Origin of the sequence: Streptomyces sp. NPDC007856 (genome assembly GCF_042868225.1) — a bacterium.
In the GTDB taxonomy this organism is placed as follows: Bacteria; Actinomycetota; Actinomycetes; order Streptomycetales; family Streptomycetaceae; genus Streptomyces.
The window spans coordinates 383,897-404,652 of record NZ_JBIAEC010000007.1 but is presented as its reverse complement, the minus strand read 5'-3'; the positions used below and the strand labels follow the sequence as shown (position 1 = coordinate 404,652).

At 69.9% G+C, this 20,756-nt stretch carries 16 protein-coding genes and 1 pseudogene; 7 read left to right on the top strand and 10 right to left on the bottom strand.

Annotation, left to right across the window (positions count from 1 at the left end; translation table 11 throughout):
- Positions 1 to 301: 301 nt before the first annotated feature.
- On the bottom strand, positions 302 to 526 hold the full coding sequence (locus tag ACFYOH_RS19840; RefSeq protein WP_388627141.1) for a hypothetical protein: 225 nt from the start codon (positions 524 to 526) through the stop codon (positions 302 to 304).
- 153 nt (positions 527 to 679) lie between these two features.
- On the opposite strand from ACFYOH_RS19840, the gene ACFYOH_RS19835 reads away from it, so the two are divergent.
- On the top strand, positions 680 to 1,696 hold the full coding sequence (locus ACFYOH_RS19835) for a DNA-directed RNA polymerase subunit alpha (RefSeq protein ID WP_388627139.1): 1,017 nt from the start codon (positions 680 to 682) through the stop codon (positions 1,694 to 1,696).
- A gap of 59 nt (positions 1,697 to 1,755) precedes the next feature.
- Here the strand turns inward: ACFYOH_RS19835 and ACFYOH_RS19830 are convergent, their stop codons facing one another.
- Genes ACFYOH_RS19830 through ACFYOH_RS19820 form a run of 3 tightly spaced genes read right to left on the bottom strand, consistent with a single transcriptional unit; the run spans position 1,756 to position 4,527 of the window.
- Positions 1,756 to 3,186 (bottom strand): DHA2 family efflux MFS transporter permease subunit, encoded by a 1,431-nt coding sequence (locus ACFYOH_RS19830; RefSeq protein ID WP_388627137.1) that lies wholly within the window; start codon positions 3,184 to 3,186, stop codon positions 1,756 to 1,758.
- Positions 3,187 to 3,200: 14 nt separating this feature from the next.
- The gene (locus ACFYOH_RS19825; protein WP_388627135.1) at positions 3,201 to 4,019 is read right to left on the bottom strand and encodes an alpha/beta fold hydrolase; all 819 of its coding nucleotides are present in this window, start codon (positions 4,017 to 4,019) and stop codon (positions 3,201 to 3,203) included.
- Positions 4,020 to 4,068: 49 nt separating this feature from the next.
- Entirely contained in the window at positions 4,069 to 4,527 is a 459-nt protein-coding gene (locus ACFYOH_RS19820; RefSeq protein ID WP_388627134.1) for a cupin domain-containing protein, read from the bottom strand.
- Between the two features lie 150 nt (positions 4,528 to 4,677).
- Between ACFYOH_RS19820 and ACFYOH_RS19815 the strand changes: the two genes are divergently transcribed.
- The gene (locus ACFYOH_RS19815) at positions 4,678 to 5,298 is read left to right on the top strand and encodes a TetR/AcrR family transcriptional regulator (protein WP_388627133.1); all 621 of its coding nucleotides are present in this window, start codon (positions 4,678 to 4,680) and stop codon (positions 5,296 to 5,298) included.
- A gap of 243 nt (positions 5,299 to 5,541) precedes the next feature.
- Here the strand turns inward: ACFYOH_RS19815 and ACFYOH_RS19810 are convergent, their stop codons facing one another.
- Positions 5,542 to 6,444: an RNA repair domain-containing protein gene (locus ACFYOH_RS19810; protein WP_388627132.1), complete on the bottom strand. Its 903-nt coding sequence runs from the start codon at positions 6,442 to 6,444 to the stop codon at positions 5,542 to 5,544.
- A gap of 1,121 nt (positions 6,445 to 7,565) precedes the next feature.
- Here ACFYOH_RS19810 and ACFYOH_RS19805 point away from each other — a divergent pair.
- From ACFYOH_RS19805 to pntB, 3 genes and pseudogenes are all read left to right on the top strand, one after another.
- A pseudogene (locus tag ACFYOH_RS19805) lies at positions 7,566 to 8,126 on the top strand (pyridoxamine 5'-phosphate oxidase family protein); the annotation flags it as partial.
- Between the two features lie 386 nt (positions 8,127 to 8,512).
- Positions 8,513 to 10,069 carry a Re/Si-specific NAD(P)(+) transhydrogenase subunit alpha gene (locus ACFYOH_RS19800; RefSeq protein ID WP_388627130.1) on the top strand — a complete coding sequence of 519 codons (1,557 nt, stop codon included), beginning with the start codon at positions 8,513 to 8,515 and terminating at the stop codon, positions 10,067 to 10,069.
- A 6-nt stretch (positions 10,070 to 10,075) separates the two neighbouring features.
- Positions 10,076 to 11,542: a Re/Si-specific NAD(P)(+) transhydrogenase subunit beta gene (pntB, locus tag ACFYOH_RS19795; RefSeq protein WP_388627128.1), complete on the top strand. Its 1,467-nt coding sequence runs from the start codon at positions 10,076 to 10,078 to the stop codon at positions 11,540 to 11,542.
- 156 nt (positions 11,543 to 11,698) lie between these two features.
- Here pntB and ACFYOH_RS19790 read toward each other — a convergent pair whose 3' ends face one another.
- The 4 genes from ACFYOH_RS19790 to ACFYOH_RS19775 all read right to left on the bottom strand — a co-directional run bounded on the left by ACFYOH_RS19790 (position 11,699) and on the right by ACFYOH_RS19775 (position 16,533).
- The gene (locus ACFYOH_RS19790) at positions 11,699 to 12,940 is read right to left on the bottom strand and encodes an Ig-like domain-containing protein (RefSeq protein WP_388627126.1); all 1,242 of its coding nucleotides are present in this window, start codon (positions 12,938 to 12,940) and stop codon (positions 11,699 to 11,701) included.
- A 76-nt stretch (positions 12,941 to 13,016) separates the two neighbouring features.
- A complete protein-coding gene (locus ACFYOH_RS19785; RefSeq protein ID WP_388627125.1) occupies positions 13,017 to 13,970 on the bottom strand; it encodes a hypothetical protein in 954 nt (317 codons plus the stop codon).
- 30 nt (positions 13,971 to 14,000) lie between these two features.
- Complete coding sequence (locus tag ACFYOH_RS19780; protein ID WP_388627123.1) at positions 14,001 to 15,119, bottom strand: Ca2+-dependent phosphoinositide-specific phospholipase C; 1,119 nt, start codon at positions 15,117 to 15,119, stop codon at positions 14,001 to 14,003.
- A 157-nt stretch (positions 15,120 to 15,276) separates the two neighbouring features.
- On the bottom strand, positions 15,277 to 16,533 hold the full coding sequence (locus tag ACFYOH_RS19775) for an alkyl sulfatase dimerization domain-containing protein (RefSeq protein WP_388627121.1): 1,257 nt from the start codon (positions 16,531 to 16,533) through the stop codon (positions 15,277 to 15,279).
- A gap of 75 nt (positions 16,534 to 16,608) precedes the next feature.
- On the opposite strand from ACFYOH_RS19775, the gene ACFYOH_RS19770 reads away from it, so the two are divergent.
- On the top strand, positions 16,609 to 17,769 hold the full coding sequence (locus tag ACFYOH_RS19770) for a PucR family transcriptional regulator (RefSeq protein ID WP_388627119.1): 1,161 nt from the start codon (positions 16,609 to 16,611) through the stop codon (positions 17,767 to 17,769).
- 137 nt (positions 17,770 to 17,906) lie between these two features.
- The gene (locus ACFYOH_RS19765) at positions 17,907 to 19,493 is read left to right on the top strand and encodes a Na+/H+ antiporter (RefSeq protein ID WP_388627117.1); all 1,587 of its coding nucleotides are present in this window, start codon (positions 17,907 to 17,909) and stop codon (positions 19,491 to 19,493) included.
- Between the two features lie 688 nt (positions 19,494 to 20,181).
- Here the strand turns inward: ACFYOH_RS19765 and ACFYOH_RS19760 are convergent.
- A partial coding sequence (locus ACFYOH_RS19760; RefSeq protein WP_388627115.1) for a hypothetical protein occupies positions 20,182 to 20,756 on the bottom strand: 575 nt, incomplete at its 5' end.

Sequence of the window (20,756 nt, the reverse complement as noted above, 5' to 3'; positions counted from 1 at the left end):
AAGGACACCTACCGAGCCGCATTGCACCGCGGACCGGACGCCGTCGCACCGCGTCCCGTCAAGGTCACTCAGCTGCACACCCGATACGTGCGGGTGACCATCGAACTAGACACCGGCTTGCCGCGTGACCTCGTCCAATGGGCAGGGTCATCGGTGTCCGCGATGGTGCGGGCCGGCGCCGCTGCTCTGCGACCCCTGAGAAGCGCCCAGTAAGCGGGCGATCTCGTTGGATGGCGGAGGCCCGGAAGTCCTCGCCAGGCTCGGCTGCCCTCGCCGCGACTCCCCGCTGTGGAGAGCGGCCCTACCACTTCCGCCACTTGTCGGTGAGCTGGTACCCGTCCAGACCGTGGCGGGCGGTCAGTGCAACGACATCGACGCCGTGCTCAGCGAGCGACGCGTCGATGCAGTCGCACAGCTCCTCCCGCTCGTCGGTTTCAGGCGCACTCGGGCACAGGGTGCCGGCGGCAAGCTCTTCGGCTTCCTCGGCTGTGCCCTGCCGCCAACTCGTGGGCGGTCTCTCAGCCATGGGCAGGACCGTACCGGCCGGTACTGAGAGCTGACCCTGCCGACGCGCCGGCCTGCAGACGGGCGGGTCTCCTTCGCAGGAGGCCGCACCACACGTACCCTTCGGGGACCACGGCGTCAGATAGCGGGCGCCAAACACTGGAGGCAATACCTCGTGCTGATTGCTCAGCGTCCCTCGTTGACCGAAGAGGTCGTCGACGAGTTCCGCTCCCGGTTCGTGATCGAGCCGCTGGAGCCGGGCTTCGGCTACACCCTCGGCAACTCCCTCCGCCGTACCCTCCTGTCGTCGATCCCCGGCTCTGCTGTCACCAGCATCCGCATCGACGGCGTCCTGCACGAGTTCACCACCGTGCCGGGCGTCAAGGAGGACGTCACCGACCTGATCCTCAACATCAAGCAGCTGGTCGTCTCCTCGGAGCACGACGAGCCGGTCGTGATGTACCTGCGCAAGCAGGGCCCGGGTCTGGTCACCGCCGCGGACATCGCGCCACCGGCCGGTGTCGAGGTGCACAACCCCGACCTCGTCCTCGCCACGCTCAACGGCAAGGGCAAGCTGGAGATGGAGCTGACGGTCGAACGTGGCCGCGGCTATGTCTCCGCCGTGCAGAACAAGCAGGTGGGCCAGGAGATCGGGCGTATCCCGGTCGACTCGATCTACTCGCCGGTGCTCAAGGTCACGTACAAGGTCGAGGCCACGCGTGTCGAGCAGCGGACCGACTTCGACAAGCTGATCGTCGACGTCGAGACCAAGCAGGCGATGCGTCCGCGTGACGCCATGGCGTCGGCCGGTAAGACCCTGGTCGAGCTGTTCGGTCTCGCCCGCGAGCTGAACATCGACGCCGAGGGCATCGACATGGGCCCGTCCCCCACGGACGCTGCCCTGGCCGCCGACCTCGCGCTGCCGATCGAGGAGCTGGAGCTCACGGTCCGCTCCTACAACTGCCTCAAGCGTGAGGGCGTCCACTCGGTGGGCGAGCTCCTGGCCCGCTCGGAGGCCGACCTGCTGGACATCCGCAACTTCGGTGCGAAGTCCATCGACGAGGTCAAGGCGAAGCTGGCCGGCCTGGGCCTGGCCCTCAAGGACAGCCCGCCCGGATTCGACCCGACCGCCGCTGCCTTCGATGCGGACGACAACGGGAACACGGGTTTCATGGAGACCGAGCAGTACTGAACGTTGCGCCGGGTCGTGATGTGGACCTCGACAGCCCGCGGATCAGGCCCCGCCGGCGGTCAGCCCGTGGCGTCCGCGGTGTCCGCCGTGGCGCGCGGCGGGTTGGGCCCCGGCGGGGCGGCGGCGCGTTCGGCGGTGGCGGCCGCCCAGCGGCCGGTGGTGATGGTGCCCAGTGCCAGGATGGCCGCCCCGCACCCGGTGATGATCCACCAGGCCGTGGGCCGCGCGCCGGAGGCGACCGCGGCGCCGATCACCGCGATGCCGAGCGAGGATCCGACCTGACGGCTGGTCGCGGCGACCGCGGCGGCGACTCCGGCCTGGGCGCGCGGCATGCCGGACACCGCCGTGTAGGTGATCGGCGCGTTGACGAAGCCGAAGCCGAGACCGAACAGCGCGTACGTGACGTACAGCAGGATGTCCGAGGGGTGGGCGGAGCGGGTGACGGCGACGGCCAGAGCGCCGCTGGCGGCGATGTTGGCCCCCGCGAGCACCAGGGGAATCCGCGGACCGCGGCTGCCCACGATCCGCCCGGACAGCGGCGGGCACACCAGCGACAGCACCGCCATCGGCAGCAGGTGCAGCCCGGTGCCCAGGGCGCTCAGTCCCACCACCCGTTGCAGATAGAGGGTATTGGCGAACAGGAAACCACCGAGCGCGCCGAAGGCGAGGACCGCTGTCGCGGTGGCCCCGCTGAAAGGTGCGCTGCAGAAGAGCCGCGGCTCGATCAGCGGTTCGGCGCGCCGGTTCTCGTACGGTACGAAGGCGGCCAGCGCGCCCGCTGCCACGATCAGGCAGGCCACGATGGGCGGCGCGGTCCAGCCCTCGCCGGGCGCCTCGATGACGGCGTACGTCAGCGTGCCGAGCAGGATGATCACCAGCAACTGGCCCACGGGATCGGTGCGTCGGGCCGCCGGTGCGCGGGACTCCGGGACGAACAGCGCGGCGAGCGCCAGCGCGGCCAGCCCGATCGGCACGTTCAGCCAGAACACCGACCGCCACCCTGCCGACTCCACCAGTACGCCCCCCAGAACCGGCCCGGCCGCCATGCTCAGGCCGACCACTGCGCCCCAGACGCCGATGGCCCGTGCCCGCTCCCGCGGTGCGGTGAAGGTGTTGGTGAGGATGGCCATGGCGACGGGGGTGAGCATGCTGCCGCCCACCGCCTGCACCATGCGGAAGACGACGAGCCGGCCCGTCGTGGGCGCCACACTGCACAGGGCGGACCCGCCGGTGAACAGCACGAGACCGAGCAGGAAGACGCGCCGCCGCCCGATGCGGTCGGCGGTGGCTCCGGCCAGGGTCAGCAGCGAGGCCAGGACGATGGTGTACGCGTCGAGCGTCCACTGCAGGCCGGAGACGGACGACTGCAGGGACCGCTGCATCGAGGGAAGCGCGACGTTGAGGACGGTGACGTCGAGACTGACCAGCAGCACGCTCAGGCAGCAGACGGCCAGGACGAGCCGGCGTCGTCCCTGTACGGGATCGGGCACGTGGGCTCCCGCGCTCAGTCGGTGAGCCGGTGGGTGGCGTGGGTGACGGCGAAGTCCCAGATCACGGGGAGGAGTTGTCCGGGGGTCTCGATCTGGGGCATGTGACCGGTGCGGGGGAGGAGTTGGAACTCGGCGCCGGGGACGGCGGCTGCGTACGCACGTCCGTACTCGGTGTCGACGACCTGGTCGCTCTCGCCCCACGCGACGAGGACCGGGGAGCTTACTTTGGCCAGGCGTTCGCGCAGGGTGGGGTCGGCCATGGCGTGGGGGCCCGAATAGACCTGCAGGGCGGCGCGGTTGGCGGAGGCGACGGCGCGCTGCTCGTCGGAGAACGTGCTGGGGTCGATGCGGAACCTCTCGGCGTCGTGGAAGGAGAGGGCGGACAGTTCGGCGGGCGTCAGGGTGAAGGGGTCGGCGACCGGGTGGCCGGGGACCTGGATGCCGGCGGCGTTGACGAGGACGACGCTGCTGATCCGGTCACTGCCGAGCAGGGCGATTTCGGCGGCGATCCAGCCGCCTATGGAGTTGCCGACGACGGTGACGTCCTCCAGGCCGAGTTCGTCCAGCAGCCGTACGTAGATCTGGGCGAGGGTGGGCACGTCGGTGAGCCAGTCGGGCCGGGCGGTGCCGCCGAAGCCGGGGTGGACCGGGGTGATGACCCGCGCCGGCCGTTGCCCGGCGAGGAGCGCGGCGAACCCCATGACGGTCTGTGGGCCACCGCCGCCGTGCAGGAGCAGGAAGGGACGGCCCTCGCCCCGCTCGTCGACGGTGAAGCTCAGGTCGACGTCGCCGGAGTCGAGGGTTAGGGTGATCGTGCGGGCGGTGCTGGTCATGGAAGTCTCCAAGTCGGTTTCTGGCAACGGGGGTTACTGACGCGGGTTGTCACGCGTAGTCGGTCGCCGGCACGGTGGCGTACCGGCTCATCACCTGGACGGTCGCCTGTGGGCTGAGCTCCTGGCCGCCGGCGATCATGTCCAGCAGGTCGCGGAAGTACTGCACGTACAGGTCAGGGGTGAAGGTGTTGAGCATCACCGCCGGCTCGTCGCCGTGGTTGGCGAAGGTGTGCGGGGCGCCGGGCGGGATCATCGCGAGGGTGCCGGCCGGTGCGACGTGGGTCGTGTCCCCGACGGTGAAGTGCACGGTGCCGGAGACCACGTAGAAGCCTTCGTCGTGCTGGGCGTGGCGGTGCTGCGGGGGCCCTTCGGCGTGCGGGGCGAGGGTGATCTCGCCGATGCCGAGCCGGTGTCCGGTGGTGCTGCCGTCCTCAAGGATGCGGATCTGTGCCGGTCCCAGACGGATCGTCTCGCCGTCGTCCGGGCCGACCACGGAAACCTCGGTCATCGCCATCTCCTTCGTGAGAGTCAGCTCTCACGAAGGAGCGTAGAGGGTGCTGCCTCGTCATGCAAGTGAACTCTCACGATGAGGGCGGACAGTGATAAGGTGGCGGCAGATGGTCGGACAGGAAACGGACGCGAAAGGGGACGTACCGGGGTGGCGACGACGCAGGCAGACACGGGCACCGGCCGCAGCAATCAGAAGAAGCGCACGCGTACGGCGATCCTCGAAGCCGCCCGCGAACTCATCGGCACGGGCGGCGAGGTGACCATGCCCGCGATCGCGCGCGCGGCCCTGGTCTCCGAGGCCACCGCCTACCGCTACTTCCCCGACCTCCCCTCGCTGATCAGCGAGGCCCTGGCCGGCGCCTGGCCGCCCCCCGCCGAGGCGCTCGCGCCGGTCGCGGACTCCGCCGACCCGGTCGAACGGGTCGCCTTCGCCTGCGAGTTCCTGTTGCGCGGCATACTCCTGCGGCAGGGAGCGGTGCGCGCCATGATCGCGGCCACCATCACCCGCCCCGAGGCGGCGACCGCCAGGCCAGGTATTCGATTCGGGCTGATCGACCACGCGCTCCTGCCCCTGGAGGAGACGCTGGGGGCGACGGATCCGGAAGCCCTCGCCCAGCTCAAGCGCGACCTCGCCGTGGTCGTCAGCGCAGAAGCCCTCTTCTCCCTCACCGACCTGTGCGGCCTCGCCCCCGACGACGCCATCGCCAGCGCGGTACACACTGCGACCACGCTGACCGAAGCCGCACAGCGGACGATCGCGCGAGGGTGAGCCGCGCGCGGAGATCCTCCGGCGCTCTGCCACCCCCAGGACCGCAAAGCTTCAACGGCCCCTCGTCCCGCGAGTCCGCCGGCGTGACACTGTCCAGTTGCCCGATGGTGCTGGCTCCGGGGACGTGAGAACCACCGGCGTCGATGTCGTTGCTGTCGGAGCGGGCGTCCCCGTCACTGCCCCAGGCGCTCGGAGTGCGCGCCACAGCAAGAGAGTTCGCATGGCCCCCGCCTGGCTGCGGCCTCACCTGTCGGTGATCGCGGTGAGCCATGCCGTCTCCTCCGGGCCAGGCGCTTCGAGGCCGGGTGCGGTCAGCCGGCGTACCTCGCCCGTGCGCAGGGCGACCGTGGCCCGTGGCTGCATCGGTCCGTGACCCCTGCGCGAGAGCAGGACGAGTTCCCAGACTGTCGCCGTCATGGCCTCGAGCCGGGTGGCGCAGTCGGCGCTGACTCGCCGCGGATCCCGGGTCCGTCCCAGGGGCAGGTGTGGGGTGAAGTTCCTGGCGAGCCCATGGCAGCGCGGGAACCGCCGCTGCAGTACGCGGTGCAGGTCCGCCCACGGCGCAGTGCCGTTGGCCGTCGGGTCGAGCCACACGGTGAAGTACGCCCTCTGCTGGAAGGTCCGTACCCCCTCCAGCCGGGCGGTGAAGACCGGCGTGTCGGCCGTCGCCGCGGCGAGCAGCGGGGCGGCCCGCTCGAAGTCGGATTCCGGCACGAAGCCGAAGAGGAGATTGACGTGCGGCGGCCAGCGGTGGATCTGCGGATCGTAATCCCGGCGGATGTCCTGGATCGGCGGCCACAGCTCCGCCGGCGGGATCCAGGCCACCGCCGTGCGAGCCGTCGGGGACAAGCCGAGGACACCGACGGGTTCTCCCCTGCCGAAGCTCGGGTCCGCCTGCGGGTTCCGCACCCGGCCGGCATCCGACGCGTCGATGCGGTCCACCCTCGTGGCCCGGTCCCAGATCACCTCGCCGTCCGCCTCGATGAACATCACCCGGTGCCAAGGGATGTCGCCCCCGGGCACGAAGGAAGGCAGCGCGATGCGTTTGCAGGCACCCCCGCGCTGGCTGATCCCCAGCACGAACCGGGCCGGGGCGAACCGCGGGTCCCAGCGGACCCGGTGATAGATCTCGTCGCTGGTTCGCATCACACCTCCTCTCCCGCCGTCACATCTCTTCCTCCAGGGTGCCGCCCCCTGTCCTCGCGGTCACTCCTCACTCACGGCGACCTGTCGGGCGCGGTCCGTGAGGGAACCGGCGTGTGCCGAGGCTGGTCGTCCGGACGGAAACAAGCGCCGGTTCACCCCGGCCTGGGGGACGGACCGGCAGCACCCGAGCAGTTCTCCCCGGCCTCCGGTAGGGCGATTGCGGCGATTGGTGACCGACCGCAGGGAACCGTGATCTTCCCGGCTGCGGACAGTGCGGCATGAACCGGGGGTTTGCGGATGCGCCGGGGAGCGGCCCCTTGTGCATCCATCCCCGCCGGGTATGGTCTGAGACCGGCTCGGCCAGGCGGTCGTGTCCTGTTGAACGTGAGCATGTGTCAGCCCGGGGCGGAAACTCGGCCCAGGTGACTCGGAATTCCGGCTGTCTGTCCGCGGAGGTGGCATGGAGCGACAGGCTGCACACCGGGTGAACCGGGGCCTCGACTCCCACACCGGCCGACATGGGCGGCCATGGCGTAGGCGGGGCCGCTGGCGGGGCGAGGGGGACGGACGGTGAACTGCCCGGTGGTGTGGGACGGTTCGGTCCGTGGCATCGCCGTGACGCTGTCCCTCCGGACCCTCGGCCCCGACGCACGGCGGCGCCGGCGCCCTTGCGCGGATCGGTGTCCCTCCCGGCGGTCACAGCACGACTCCGTCGTATGACTGGTCGCGGCCACGCCCGGCCACGGCACCAGCGCCTGAAGGAGACACAGAGGAACGTGGACGGTCACCTGAACCTGGACGGGCACCCCGGCCGGGACCGGAACGAGGACCTAGGCCGAGAGCCTGTCCCGCAACCTGTCCCGGGGCGGCGTGATGGGACGGAGTCAGGTCCCGAGGGGAGGTCTGCGGTGCGCCCGGACGTGGACACCGGGCCGCCGCAGGCCGGGCATGACGGCGAAAGGGCCGCCCCGTCCGGGGCCTATGGCGCCGGCCCGGTCCGTGACGGCGACGGCGCTCCGATCCAGCACCAGCGGCTCCACGTACCAGACGCCCGCCGCGTCCGGCGCTCCTCCCACCCCGACCGCCCGGGCAGTGACGGCGAGCACGGGCTCCAGGAGCGCATGGGCACCACGGAACGTGCCGACAGGTTCTACGACGAGCAGGTGCTCGACCGGCTCAATCCGCGGATGCGGGAGTTCGCGGCGCGTCAGGAGATGTTCTTCCTTGCCACCTCCGACCGCCACGGGGAGTGCGACAACACCTTCCGGGCCGGCCCTCCCGGCTTCGTCCAGGTCTTCGACGACAGGACGCTGGCCTACCCCGAGTACCGCGGCAACGGCGTCCTCGCCAGCCTCGGCAACATCCAGGAGAATCCACACGTCGGCATTCTCATGATCGACTTCCTTCGGGACCGGATCGGCCTCCACGTCAATGGCAGGGCCCGTGTCCTCTCCGACGAAGAGATGCGCCGCGAACGCCCGGGCCTGCCGGTCGACCCCGCGCCCGGCCGCCGGGCCCGGCTGTGGGTGGAGGTCACGGTGGAGGAGGCGTACATCCACTGCGCCAAGCACATCCCGCATCTTCGGAAGGTGCCGGCAGGCGGGGACCGCGCGTGGGGCACGGACGACTCCAAGCGCAAGGGCGGTGACTTTTTCGGCGCGGCGGCCGAGGCGGCCGACCGCGCTACGGACGAGCGCCCGCGCCACGAGGCCGGCGACCCCCGGTCAAGCACATCGGCGTCCCCGCCGCACGCCCCCCGGCCGGCCGGAAGGGCCTGGTGACCGCAGTCGCCCGTACGCGATCACGACCGTGTCGTCGAATCCCCTCGGATGCCGTGCCCCGTTCGTGCGTGACTGGGTGGGCCGAGTCACCGAGTACCTCCTGCGTACGCTGCGGGCGAACGGCGGCGCAGCGACCGCCGAGTGAAACACACCACGGCCATGACCGTAGGCACGGGCGACCCCGACGGGTAGGTTCCCACGACCGGCGTCCACGAGGACGAACCCTGTGGACGCCTTTTGATCGCGGATAGCCCGTCAAGCCCTCCTCCCAGGAGAGAACACGAGAAATGTCTGCACAAGAACCTGCGCACCACCCACCCCAGCGCGTCGGCGTGGTGGCCGAGTCCGTCTCCGGTGAGACGCGTGTCGCGGCGACGCCGGCGACCGTACGTCAGCTGCTGGCTCTCGGCTACGAGGTCGTGGTGGAGTCCGAGGCCGGCGCGGCGTCCGGCTTCAGTGACCAGGCCTACCTCGATGCCGGCGCGGAGATCGGCGAGGCCTGGGACGCGGATGTCGTCCTGAAGGTGAACTCCCCCTCCGACGCGGAGATCACCCGGCTCCGGCAGGGCACGACAGTGGTCGCCCTGCTGGCGCCGGCACAAGGGCCCGAACTGCTTCGGACACTCGCCGATGCCGGGGTGACCGCTCTGGCGCTGGATGCGGTGCCGCGCATCTCGCGCGCTCAGTCGATGGACGTTCTGTCGTCGATGGCGAACATCGCCGGGTACCGTGCGGTGATCGAGGCCGCGCACGTCTTCGGCCGGTTCTTCACCGGCCAGGTCACCGCGGCGGGCAAGGTGCCACCGGCGAAGGTGCTGGTCGCCGGCGCGGGCGTGGCCGGTCTGGCGGCGATCGGTGCGGCGTCGAGCCTCGGCGCGATCGTGCGGGCGACCGACCCGCGGCCCGAGGTCGCGGATCAGGTGAAGTCGCTGGGCGGCGAGTACCTCCCGGTGCACGTCGCCCAGGAGGCGAGCACCGACGGCTACGCCAAGGCGACCTCGGCCGACTACGACCGTGCCGCCGCCGAGCTCTACCACGAGCAGGCAGCGGAGGTGGACATCGTGATCACCACCGCGCTGATCCCGGGCCGGCCGGCGCCGCGCCTGCTGACGGCCCGGGACGTGGCGGTCATGAAGCCGGGCAGCGTCATCGTGGACATGGCCGCCGCCCAGGGCGGCAACGTCGAGGGCACCGTGCCCGGGCGTGCGGTCGTCACCGACAACGGCGTCACCATCGTCGGCTACACCGACCTGGCCTCCCGGCTGCCCGCCCAGGCCTCGCAGCTGTTCGGCACCAACCTGGTGAACCTGCTGAAGCTGCTCACCCCCGGCAAGGACGGGCGGCTGGCGATCGACTTCGACGACGTCGTACAGCGGGCGGTGACCGTGGTGCGCGACGGCGATGTCACCTGGCCGCCCCCGCCCGTGGCGGTCTCGGCCGCGCCCGCCGCACAGCCGGAGACCACGCTTGCCGACCCCGAGCCGAAGCAGCCGAGGCTGACGCCTGCGGGACGCTTCGGCCTCATCGGGCTCGGCATGCTCGCCATGTTCCTGCTGGTCGCCTTCGCCCCCGCCCAACTCGCGGGAAACTTTACGGTGTTCGCCCTGGCGGTGGTGATCGGCTACTACGTCATCGGCAAGGTGCACCACGCGCTGCACACGCCGCTGATGTCGGTGACCAACGCGATCTCCGGGATCGTAGTGATCGGCGCCCTGTTGCAGATCGGGCACGAGAACCGGATCGTCACCGCGTTGTCCTTCGTGGCGATCCTGCTGACGAGCGTGAACGTCTTCGGAGGCTTCGCCGTGACCCGCCGCATGCTGTCCATGTTCTCGAAAGGCTGAGCCGAGATGACCTCACAGACGGCCTCCCACGCTGCCGACCTGGTCGCCGCCCTGTTGTTCATCCTCAGCCTGGCCGGCCTGTCCCAGCACCGCACCTCCCGCGCCGGCGTCGTCTACGGCATCGCAGGAATGGTCCTCGCACTGGTCGCCACGGTCGTGGTGGCGGCGCAGAGCATCACCGCCGGGGCGGTGGCCCTGATCGTGCTGGCCATGGCGCTCGGCGCGGCGATCGGCCTGTGGCGGTCGCGACGCGTCGAGATGACGCAGATGCCGGAACTGATCGCGGTGCTGCACAGCTTCGTCGGCCTTGCCGCGGTGCTGGTGGGCTGGAACAGCTACCTGGAGGTGGAGGCGCACGGCACGGCGCAGACCCGGATCGGCGCCGACCTGCTGGGCATCCACCATGCCGAGGTGTTCATCGGCATCTTCATCGGCGCGGTCACCTTCACCGGCTCGATCGTCGCGTTCCTGAAGCTCTCGGCGCGCATCGAGTCCCGTCCGCTGATGCTGCCGGGCAAGAACGCGCTGAACCTCGGCGCGCTCGGCGCTTTCGTCGCGCTGACCGTCTGGTTCACGATCAGCCCGGACCTGCTACTGATGATCGCGGTCACCGCGCTGGCGCTGGCCCTCGGCTGGCACCTGGTCGCCTCGATCGGCGGCGGCGACATGCCCGTCGTCGTCTCCATGCTGAACAGCTACTCGGGCTGGGCGGCGGCCGCGGCCGGCTTCCTGCTCGACAACAACCTGCTCATCGTCACGGGCGCGCTCGTGGGTTCCTCCGGCGCTTACCTGTCCTACATCATGTGCAAGGCGATGAACCGGTCCTTCATCTCCGTCATCGCGGGCGGTTTCGGCATCGAAGCCCCCACGGGCGGGGGCGAGGAGCAGGGCGAGCACCGCGAGGTGCGGGCCGCGGAGGCGGCCGAGATGCTCGCGCAGGCCCGCTCAGTGATCATCACCCCCGGCTACGGCATGGCCGTGGCCCAGGCCCAGCACCCGGTCGCGGAGCTGACGCGCCGGCTGCGCGAGCGGGGCGTCGAGGTCCGCTTCGGCGTCCACCCCGTCGCCGGGCGCCTGCCCGGGCACATGAACGTGCTGCTGGCCGAGGCGAAGGTGCCGTACGACATCGTCCTGGAGATGGACGAGATCAACGACGACTTCGCCGACACCTCGGTCGTGCTGGTCATCGGCGCCAACGACACCGTCAACCCGGCCGCGACCGAGGACCCGGGCAGCCCGATCGCCGGCATGCCGGTGCTGCGGGTCTGGGAGGCGGAGCAGGTCATCGTCTTCAAGCGCTCCATGGCCTCCGGCTACGCGGGCGTGCAGAACCCGCTGTTCTTCCGCGAGAACAGCAACATGCTCTTCGGCGACGCCAAGCAAAGCGTCGAGGAGATCCTGCGCGCGCTCAGCACCAACGGCAGCCATGGGGCGGCCCCGGCCGCGCGTCAGGCGACGGTGGCCGGCCGGTGAGCTGGTTCTGAGTTCGTTCGGTGTCCCGTCACCGGCGTCCGGACCGCCTCGATGGTTCAGCCGTTCGAGCGCCTTGACGCCGCAGGCGGCGGCCGACATGGTGTCGGCCGCCGCCTGGCGGAAGGGATTCAGGTGTATGCGTGGAGTGATGTGGTGTCAGTGGGCCGTGCTGCCCGAGACCCACTCGGTCCACGGCATGTTCCAGTCGCTGAGGCCGTTGTCCGGGGCCAAGGTGGTCTTGTCCGCGGAGTTCTTGACGATCACGACGTCTCCGATCATCGAGTTGTCGAAGAACCACGCGGCGGGCTGCTTGCCGTCGCCGCCGCCCTGGACGTCTTTCAGGCCCACGCAGCCGTGGCTGGTGTTGACCTTGCCGAAGACCGAGTCGGCACCCCAGTAGTTGCCGTGGATGAACGTGCCCGAGTCGGTCAGGCGCATGGCGTGCGGTACGTCCTTGATGTCGTACGCTGGCTTGCCGTCCTTCTTCTTGAGGCCGACGCTCGCACCGTTCATATGGATCTGCCGGTACTTCTCGGAGATGACCATCTGACCGTTGTACGTCGGGTGCTCGGGGCTGCCGGACGAGATCGGGACGGTCCTGATCGTCTTGCCGTCCCGCACGACGGTCATCTGCTTCGTCCTGGCGTCGACGGTGCTGATCTGGCTCCGGCCGATCTTGAACGTGACCGTCTTCCGGATGCGGTGGTGGGTGAGCCTGACGGTGACGGTGGAGCCGGGCTTCCAGTAGTTCTCGGGGCGGAAGTCCAGGCGGTCGTCGTTGAGCCAGTGGCCGACGACCCGCTGCCCGCTGCTGGAGCTGACGTGGATCTCCGACTGTACGGCGGCCTTGTCGCTGATCGCCTTGTCGAAGCCGACCGTCACCGGCATGCCCACACCAACGGTCGAGCGGTCCTCGGGGGAGAGGTGCCCGAGGAAGCCGTTGGCCGGGGAGACCGTGGTGATCGTGGCGTTCCCGGTGACGGGGCGGCCCTTGGCGTCCTCGGCCTCCGCGGCGACCTGGTATCTGGTGGCACGCTCCAGCCGGCCGTTCGGCTTCCAGGACGTGCCGTCCGCGGCCAGGGTGCCCGGAATCTCGGTACCGGTCGCGACGGCGGTCATGGTCACCTTGGTGAGCTTGCCGTTGCTGACAGCGACTTCTACGGGGCTGTTGATCCCGATGTTGTGGGCACCTTGCCCGGGAGTGATCTCTATCCGGGCGTCGGAAGCGTCCTGGGCGCCCGCCTGACCTGCCCGCGCCTGCGGTTTCGGGTGATCCCCGGCGCCGTTTCCGCTGGTGGCAGCGTTGCTGGTCCCGCCGAGGGCCGTGAGTGCGAGTACCCCGCCGAGTACGCCGGCGGTAGCCATCAGCGCGGTGCGTCGCTTAGGTGCCGTGATCAAACGCTTCTCCCATGCCACTGATCGTGAATCCCTGAGCTGGTTACGGAGGAGTGCAACCGGGCTCAAAAAGCCACCTTTATGCATTCATCCGTCTTGAAGGGAGGGAATTGTGGCAAATCCCACGGTCTCGGTATCGGTCCCGCACTCGCGAAGCGGGCTGGTAGTTCGGTCCCGCGGTTTCATCCACGCGTGCGAGCAGCAGTTCACAAGGGGGTTCGAGGCGCTCCGCGAACTCCGTCGAGAATTCCATGCCGAGCAGTCGCCACGGCAGGGCCGTCAGCTCGTCGGTGAGGTCCTCCAGATGCTGACGCAGCCGCAGACCGGCGGGAAGGAGCCTGCGCTCTGCTGCGAGTCCCTTCCGCGACAGCATGTCCCAGCCACGGTTGATCTCCTCCTCGGTCTGACCCCGGGATCTGCTCAGCCAGTCATCCTTGTAGCCCAGCCATTCGTTGTGAACGATCGATGCCTCCGAGGACGTCAGACCGGCCGAGGCCATCAGGGCCCAATGCGAGTCCCCCCGCCATTCGCGGATCGCGTTCACAGCGTGCCAGCCCGACAGCAACGGGTTCTGTGGACGAGGCATGGACGCGGTCGCGGCGAACAGCACGCGACCCAGCCTCGGGAGGCGGTCGACCGCGGACCACAGGGTCGGCCCCATCTCCACCAGCGGGTCGACGATGCCGGGCGCGTAGCGACGCAGGCCTTCGTCGACGGCCTCGTCCCGCAGACGCCAGAACTCGCGGAACGCGGCTGCGTCCCCCTTCAAAAGGTCGAAGGTGACGGTGATGCCGACCGAACCGATGGTGCCGAACGCGGCGGTCAGTGCCTCGACCCCGGCAGGCGCGAGTGGCGCGCCACGGGAAGCGATGTAGCCGAGCGGCCCTGGGAGGCCATGGGCCTCGAACCGCGCCACGGCCCCCGGATCCCAGAAGATCCATCCGACGGTGGTGTGTACGGAGCGGGCGTTGCGACGGCTTGTCTCACTCCACTCGGCATCTGCTGCCCCATCATGCTCCTGATCGAAGATCATCGATATCTGCCTCTCCTCGCTTGCCTCCTGTCAGCAGTCGCGGGACCAGAGGGTGAATGCGCCGGGTGTGTGCATCCAGTCGAAGGTGGTGGCGCTGGAATGGCCTTGCTGGGCGAGGTACCGGACACGTTGGGCTGCGGCGGTGGGGTCGGGGTCGGTGTCGTCCAGTGCGGGGACGACGCTTTCGGCTGCCCCTTCGACGGTGAGGTAGTGGCTGCGGCAGTACCACGACACGGGGTAACCGTCGTTCAGCCAGTGGGTGGCTTGGGTGTCGAAGATGACGAACCAGGGACGCAGGGCGGCGTCGTAGACGAGGCGGGGGTCGCCGTCGGGGCTTGGTCTGGTCATGGCGGGCCACATCGAGGCCTGTTCGAGCCGACCGGCTGCCGAGAGGTCGGCCAGGTGCTGGGCGTATTCCTGTTCGGTGGACAGATGGTCCAGGTCGTAGCCCGCGAGCTTGTTCTCTATGGTGCCGGTGATCGGAAAGACGATGAACTTTCCGCGGAGCCGGTTCCAGGTGGGCCAGGCTCCGGCCCTCGCCGCGGCGTCGAGCGTCGGGTAGGTGGTCCCGAGCATGTCCGCGGGGGTGAAGAGGTTCTCGGCACCGAGGTGTTCGGCCAGCAGCCGGTCCAGTTGGTCCGGTCCCATTCCCGCGTTGGAGCGGAAGCCCCATTTGAGTTCGAGTTTGATGTAGACGGGGTCGTGACCGGGGTGCGCGTCACTCCAGGCCTTGAGATCGTCGAGGCAGGTTCTCAGGCTGCCGTTCCGCCATGTGGTCCTGAAGACGCCTGATCCGGTGGTGTAGGTGCAGTTGTTGTCGTTGACCAGGGGATCGGAATGGCTGACGACCCATCCGCCGGGATTGCCGTACGTGCTGTAGGTGTCGATCTCCAGCAGGTGCGCTCCGAGGTCCAGGCCCGTGGTGATCGACTTGGACTTGCTCTTGTCGTAGGCGTTGTGCAGCCCGGATACGGAGATCTGGTCCAGGGGAACACTGTTGAACGCGGATGTGTCTGCTGCCGGCTTGTCTTCGGCGGCGTGTCCGGGCGTCGTCCAGGCCCACGGCGAAGCCAGGCCGAGCAGTATGGCGGCGGCGAGGCCACCGGCCTTGCGGCGCCGTGAACGGACTGTCGCGCGAGCGGAGGGCATGGGTGAGCTCCTTAGGTCTGGAGAAGTCGTGCGCGGGGGAGTGCCGGTGGTGCGCGATCCGCGGGCGGTGGTGCTGGGGACGTCAGCGTCCGCGCCTCCGTTGAGTTGCGGTGCCCATGCCATGCGATGGTGCTGCCTGTCGTCGGCGATGCACGGGTCAGGGCTTGCCACCGCACCGTTGTCGTGACTCGGCGGCGGCCCAGGTGAAGATGCCCTGGGCCATCAGGGAGGACTCGGCCTCGGCACGCGCCTCGTTGATGTCAGCGCGGGCGGCGTGCACCGTGGCGTCGTCGGGGGCGGCCTGTACCGCGAACTCCGCGAGGTGGCCGGCGACCCTCAGCTCGCCCGCGTCGGCGTGGCGTCGGGCCGCGTCCGACAGGGCGTGGGCACCGCCCGCGAGGTCCGCCAACGCGGTGGCGAGTCGGCCCTCGCGAGCCGGTTTGAGGTGCGCAGGGTTGCCGTCGTACCACCCGGCATAGCGCCGCCACAGATTGCGCACGATGAACTCCGGCTCGTCATACTTGGCTTGCAGGTAGACGCGGTCGGCCAGATGGGCGGGCGGGCGTACGGAGTGGATCAGGTCGTCCAGCCGGGCACCGGAGTTGAGTCCGTCCAACGTCTGCTGGACCAGGCTCTCCAGCCATTCGGCGGTCTCGGTGAGGGCCAGGTGGATCCGGTCGGCGCCGAAGACCGGTGCTCCGTGTGAGGGCAGCATGATCTCCGCGCCCAGGGCCGCCATGCGGCGCAGCGCGAGCGCCCACTCGCGTGGGTAGCGCTGAACCTTCTGGGGGTTGCCGCAGTTGGGGGTCAGCCAGATGAACATGTCGCCGGGGCACAGGATGCGGTGTTCGGGGATCCAGGCGACGGTCGCGTCGTCGGTCTCGCCCTTTACGTGGAAGAGTTCGAAGGTCAGCTCACCACGCGTCAGGGTGAGCGCCTCCCGGTAGGTCAGGTCGGGCCTGCGGTACTGGGTCGGCCAGGTCAAATCCGGTACCTGGAACTGCCGTTGGTTGATGACCGTGTTGTAACCATTCGTCAGTACGTAGCGGTCGAGCCTCTCCCCGACCTTTTCGTGGGCGAGCACGGTCGGGCGTGGCGCCTTCTCCGCATCGAAGGGACCCATCCCGAAGACATGGTCGATGTGACCGTGCGAGAAGACGGCGGTGGTCACCGGGAGCCGGCTCCAGGCACGGACGGCCTGGTGGAGCCGGCCGGCGGCCAGTGGGTTGCCGGTGTCGAACAGGATGATCTCGCTGTCCGTTCGGAAGGTGATGACGTTGCCGAAGGCGGGGTGCCAGCCGACGCCGTCGACCACCTCGATGACGCCGGAGCCCGCCTGTCCGGTATGGACGATGCTGTCGTCGACGGCGCCTTGCCAGACCCGGTCTGCGTAGTCGGTGAGGGAGAAGCTCATGGTGCCCATGCCACCGTGAACGCATGACCGGAACAATCGGCCGCCGGGCCACTGACCGCTGCCTACAGTTGTGACATGTCACAACCAGACATGGCGCGAGAGGGCGCGATCCGGCTGGCCGTGCGCCTTGAACCGCGGGTCAACCAGCTGGCCAGGGCCATCGTGGAACGTCAGCGGGCCGAGGTGCGCGGCTTCGATCTCCTGCCCGGCGAGATGCGGGATGTGGAGATCGCGGCGACGGCCCGCCGCGCGATCCGTGGGTTTCTCCGCCATGTGCGAGGCCTGCCGGACACCGACATCGTGGTGTTCCGGGAACGCGCCGCCGAACGCGCCGAGGAGGGCCTGCCCCTGGTGCAGTTGCTCAGGGGATACCACGTCGGTGCCGAGGTGCTGCTGGACGCGCTGAGCGAGCTGGCCCGTCCGGGAGAGGAAGCGGCACTGCAGTCGTTGACCCGGATGCAGCTCAGCGCGCTCCAGGCCACCGTCGAGAACGTCACAGAGGCGTACCTTGCGGGCCTCGCCGGCCAGCAGGGGGCGGCACGGGAACTGGCCCGGGCACTGATCCGTGGCGACGAGCCCGAGGAGGTGGCCGCCCGTCACGGACTGTCCCTGGAATCCGGCTACCTCGTGCTCAGTGTGCGGACCCCCGAACCCGCCACACCGCTGGCGGCACGCAGACTGCTGCGTCGGGCGCTCGCCCGGCTCGCCCCGCTGGCCGAGGGCCGCGTGCTCAGCCTGCCGGACGAATGCGGCGGCTGCGTCCTGTTGCCCTCCCGGACCGCACTCGACGCCGTCGCCGGCCGACTCTCCTCCCGTCTTCCGACGGCGCCGATCGTGGGCGCCGCGACGGCGGGCACCCCCAAGGAGGTCCCTGCAGCGGCCGAACGAGCACGCCGCATCGCAGCCGTCGCGGACCAGCCCGGCGTGCACCGGTTGCGGGACGTGCTGCTCGACTACCACGTGGCGGGAGCCACGGACAGCGCACCCGAACTGGCCGCCCTCCTGGAACCGCTGGACAGCCAACCCGGCCTGACCGCGACCGTGGCCGCCTTCCTCGACTGCGACTTCGACCGGCGCCGTACGGCTCAGGCGCTTGACGTGCACCCCAACACGGTCGACAACCGCCTGGCTCGTGTCACCGAGTTGACCGGCGTCGACCCGCACACCGCCCGCGGGGTGCAACTCTTCGGCGCCGCGCTCACCCTGCACCGGATCGCCGGTCGGGACCGTTGGTAACACCGCTGGGCTCGGACAAGGCGCCGGGGACCGGACGGTCGCTCCCCGTCGGCTGCGGCACCGCCGTACGTCGGTTACGTTGGTCAAAGCACCTGGCCAGAGGGGGGTAACAAGCCGTAACCCACCGGGGACGCTCCATGACCGGCCTGATCGTCGTCCTGCTGCTGGTGGTCCTGGCCACAGCGGTGGCAACCGGTGCCCGCCGCTGGAGTTTGCCCGCCCCCTCGCTCCTCGTGGTGGTGGGTGTGGTCGTGGGGCTGATGCCCTGGGTCCCCGAGGTGCGCCTGCCGCCTCATGTGATCAGCGTGCTGGTGCTGCCGCCGCTGCTCTACGCCTCGGCCGGGGAAATCTCCGTCCGCGACCTGCGGACCGTGTGGCGGCCCGTGACGGCCCTGGTCTTCGGTCTGGTCCTCGCCTCGGCGCTCGCCGTCGCATACGTCGCCCATGCGATCACGCCGCTCACCGCCGCGACCGCGTTCATCCTCGGCTCCGTCCTGGCCAGCACCGATCCCGTGGCCGTGACCGCGCTCGGCCGGCGCCTGTCACTCCCACCGCGTGTGCAGGCCATGGTGCAGGCGGAAAGCCTGTTCAACGATGCCACCTCACTGGTCCTGTACAAGGTCGCCGTGGCCACCGTGGTGTCCGGCAGCGCCATCAGCGTGCCCGGAACCGCCCTGCAGTTCCTGATCCTCGCAGGCGGAGGAGCGCTCATCGGGGCGGCGGTCGCAGCGGTGGAGACGCTGATCCGCAGACGGACCGACGACCCCATGCTGGAGACTGTCATCGCGTTGGTCACTCCCTACGCCTCCTACGTCATCGCGGAGCAGTCGCACACCTCCGGCGTGACCGCCGTCATCGTGGCCGGGGTCGTCCTCGGCAGCACCGGCCACAAGCTCGGCGACGCCCCTGTCCGCCTCCAGGTCCACGCCGTCTACGACACCGTGGCCTTCCTGCTGGAGAGTGTCGTCTTCGCCCTGATCGGCCTCGAGCTTCCTTGGGCCGTCCGCCATCTCGCGCGCGACGAGCACGGCTGGCCGCTGTGGGTGCCGGTGATCGCCTTCACTCTGCTGGCGATCCGTCTGCTGTGGATCTTCCCGCTGTCCGCCCTGATCCACCACCGGCACAGGGAGGGCGACGACCGCCTCTCCTGGCGCGTTCCGGCCGTCCTGTCCTGGGCTGGCACCCGAGGCGTCATGCCGCTGGCAGCCGCGCTCGCCATCCCGCTGGTCACCCACACAGGGGCGCCGCTGCCGCACCGGGCGCTCATTCTCACGCTCACCACCGGGACCGTCGCGCTCACTCTCGTCTTCCAGGGCTTCACCCTGGCTCCTGTCGTACGCTGCTCCGGCATCGCTCTGGAACCGGAGCACACCGCCCGCGAGGAGGCCCAGACCCGCCGGCGCATCGCCCGCGCCGCGCTCGACGAGCTCAAACTGCTGGGCGATCTGGATCAGCTGGCCGATCTGGGTGCCGCCGCCGAGGCCGCCCTGAAACAGGCCCGTCGTCATCTGGAAGCGCGCATCCACCAGGTCGAAGACGCCCACTACAGCGACCCGGACGCCCGTCCTGCCGACGCCTACCGCGAGATCCGCCGGACACTCATCGCCATCGAGGCGGCCGAACTCCAGCGCCTCTACGAGGCGAACAAGATCAGCAATGGCACCCGGCGCCGGATCCAGCACGAACTCGACCTCGAAGAAGCCAGCCTCCGCCCCGGTGACTGACTGGCTGCGGGGGTGCGAGATCGGGTGGGCGGATGCGGGCTGAGCGGCCCCTCCCCGCTGACGGAAGTCGGCCAGGGAGGCTCCATGGCGCGTGGCTGCCCTGGCCCTCGCGCTTTGTCGGCCGGTGCCGACGTCCACCCGGCCGGCTCGTCCTTTTCCGACCTGTACGGCCTGCACCTGGACTCGTGGGCCGCGGAAGACGTCGCCGCCGGGTCGGGTCGGCGCCCGTGACCTCGTGTTGGCCGTGCGGTACGGGCCCGGGAAGCGTTCACCCCGGTGCCGGCCGTACCTGAGGACGCCGACGGGCGGCAGGACGGCGGCCGCGGTCAGGCCGGTCGCCGATCGTCAGGGGCCGGTGCCCAGATCGGGGTGTGGCAGCCCGGGCAGCACGCGGTGCTGCTCTCCCGCGACGAGTACCTGCCGGTGGGCGGGAACCGGGCAGATCCCCACCCACTCGCGCCCCAGGAAGATCCAGGTCCGGGAACTGGCGGACGGCCGCTGTGCTGACCGGCGTAGACGACCTTCAACACGACGGGACTCCAAGGCGGTCTCCACCCGCGCCTGACCGCCTTCCCCGCCTCGGAGGGGGTTCGTCGGCATGACTACGAATCGACGGCGTACACCGCCGGTCCTGTCACCACCGCACCGTCGATCTTGCGCACATGGCGTACCTCACTCCGGAGATAGTTCACCATTCAACCAACTGTCGGTTACTGTCGCCAGTGCCTGCTAGGAGGCAAGCCATCGCGATCTGCTCGTGCAGGTCATGGGGCAACAAGGAGGAAAGATCATGGGGATGGGCATTGCACGCCGGGCCGCCATGGCGGCCGCTTCCGTGGCGGTCGCAGCGACGGGACTCCTCGCCACAGGGGGCGCCGCCTCGGCGGCCACTGTCCCGGCCGGTGACCGGGATGTGGTCGTCCTGCCGTCTGAGCGGCTGCCCGGAGCCCACGACGAGGGTCGGAACAACGATCGAGTGCCCTACGAAGTGCATGGGCACGGTCGCTGGGTCCGCCACCACGACGGGCGTCGGCGCTGGGTTCTCGGCCAGGTCGACTGGGCGCGCGGCCACGGCGGGTACGCACACCTGGTGCAGGTTGACGGTCGTGGTGGGTCGCGGGTCCGTGAGGACGATGGTCGCCGCCGTTGGGTTCTCGGCCAGGTGGACTGGGCGCGCGGCCACGGCGGGTACGCACACCTGGTGCAGGTTGACGGTCGTGGTGGGTCGCGGGTCCGTGAGGACGATGGTCGCCGCCGTTGGGT

Excerpts from the sequence above, each read along its gene's own strand:
- ACFYOH_RS19840 (WP_388627141.1), bottom strand. The coding sequence starts at position 526 with ATGGCTGAGAGACCGCCCACGAGTTGGCGGCAGGGCACAGCCGAGGAA.
- ACFYOH_RS19825 (WP_388627135.1), bottom strand. The coding sequence starts at position 4,019 with ATGACCAGCACCGCCCGCACGATCACCCTAACCCTCGACTCCGGCGAC.
- ACFYOH_RS19820 (WP_388627134.1), bottom strand. The coding sequence starts at position 4,527 with ATGACCGAGGTTTCCGTGGTCGGCCCGGACGACGGCGAGACGATCCGT.
- ACFYOH_RS19810 (WP_388627132.1), bottom strand. The coding sequence starts at position 6,444 with ATGCGAACCAGCGACGAGATCTATCACCGGGTCCGCTGGGACCCGCGG.
- ACFYOH_RS19800 (WP_388627130.1), top strand. The coding sequence starts at position 8,513 with ATGTCTGCACAAGAACCTGCGCACCACCCACCCCAGCGCGTCGGCGTG.
- pntB (WP_388627128.1), top strand. The coding sequence starts at position 10,076 with ATGACCTCACAGACGGCCTCCCACGCTGCCGACCTGGTCGCCGCCCTG.
- ACFYOH_RS19785 (WP_388627125.1), bottom strand. The coding sequence starts at position 13,970 with ATGATCTTCGATCAGGAGCATGATGGGGCAGCAGATGCCGAGTGGAGT.
- ACFYOH_RS19780 (WP_388627123.1), bottom strand. The coding sequence starts at position 15,119 with ATGCCCTCCGCTCGCGCGACAGTCCGTTCACGGCGCCGCAAGGCCGGT.
- ACFYOH_RS19775 (WP_388627121.1), bottom strand. The coding sequence starts at position 16,533 with ATGAGCTTCTCCCTCACCGACTACGCAGACCGGGTCTGGCAAGGCGCC.
- ACFYOH_RS19770 (WP_388627119.1), top strand. The coding sequence starts at position 16,609 with ATGTCACAACCAGACATGGCGCGAGAGGGCGCGATCCGGCTGGCCGTG.
- ACFYOH_RS19765 (WP_388627117.1), top strand. The coding sequence starts at position 17,907 with ATGACCGGCCTGATCGTCGTCCTGCTGCTGGTGGTCCTGGCCACAGCG.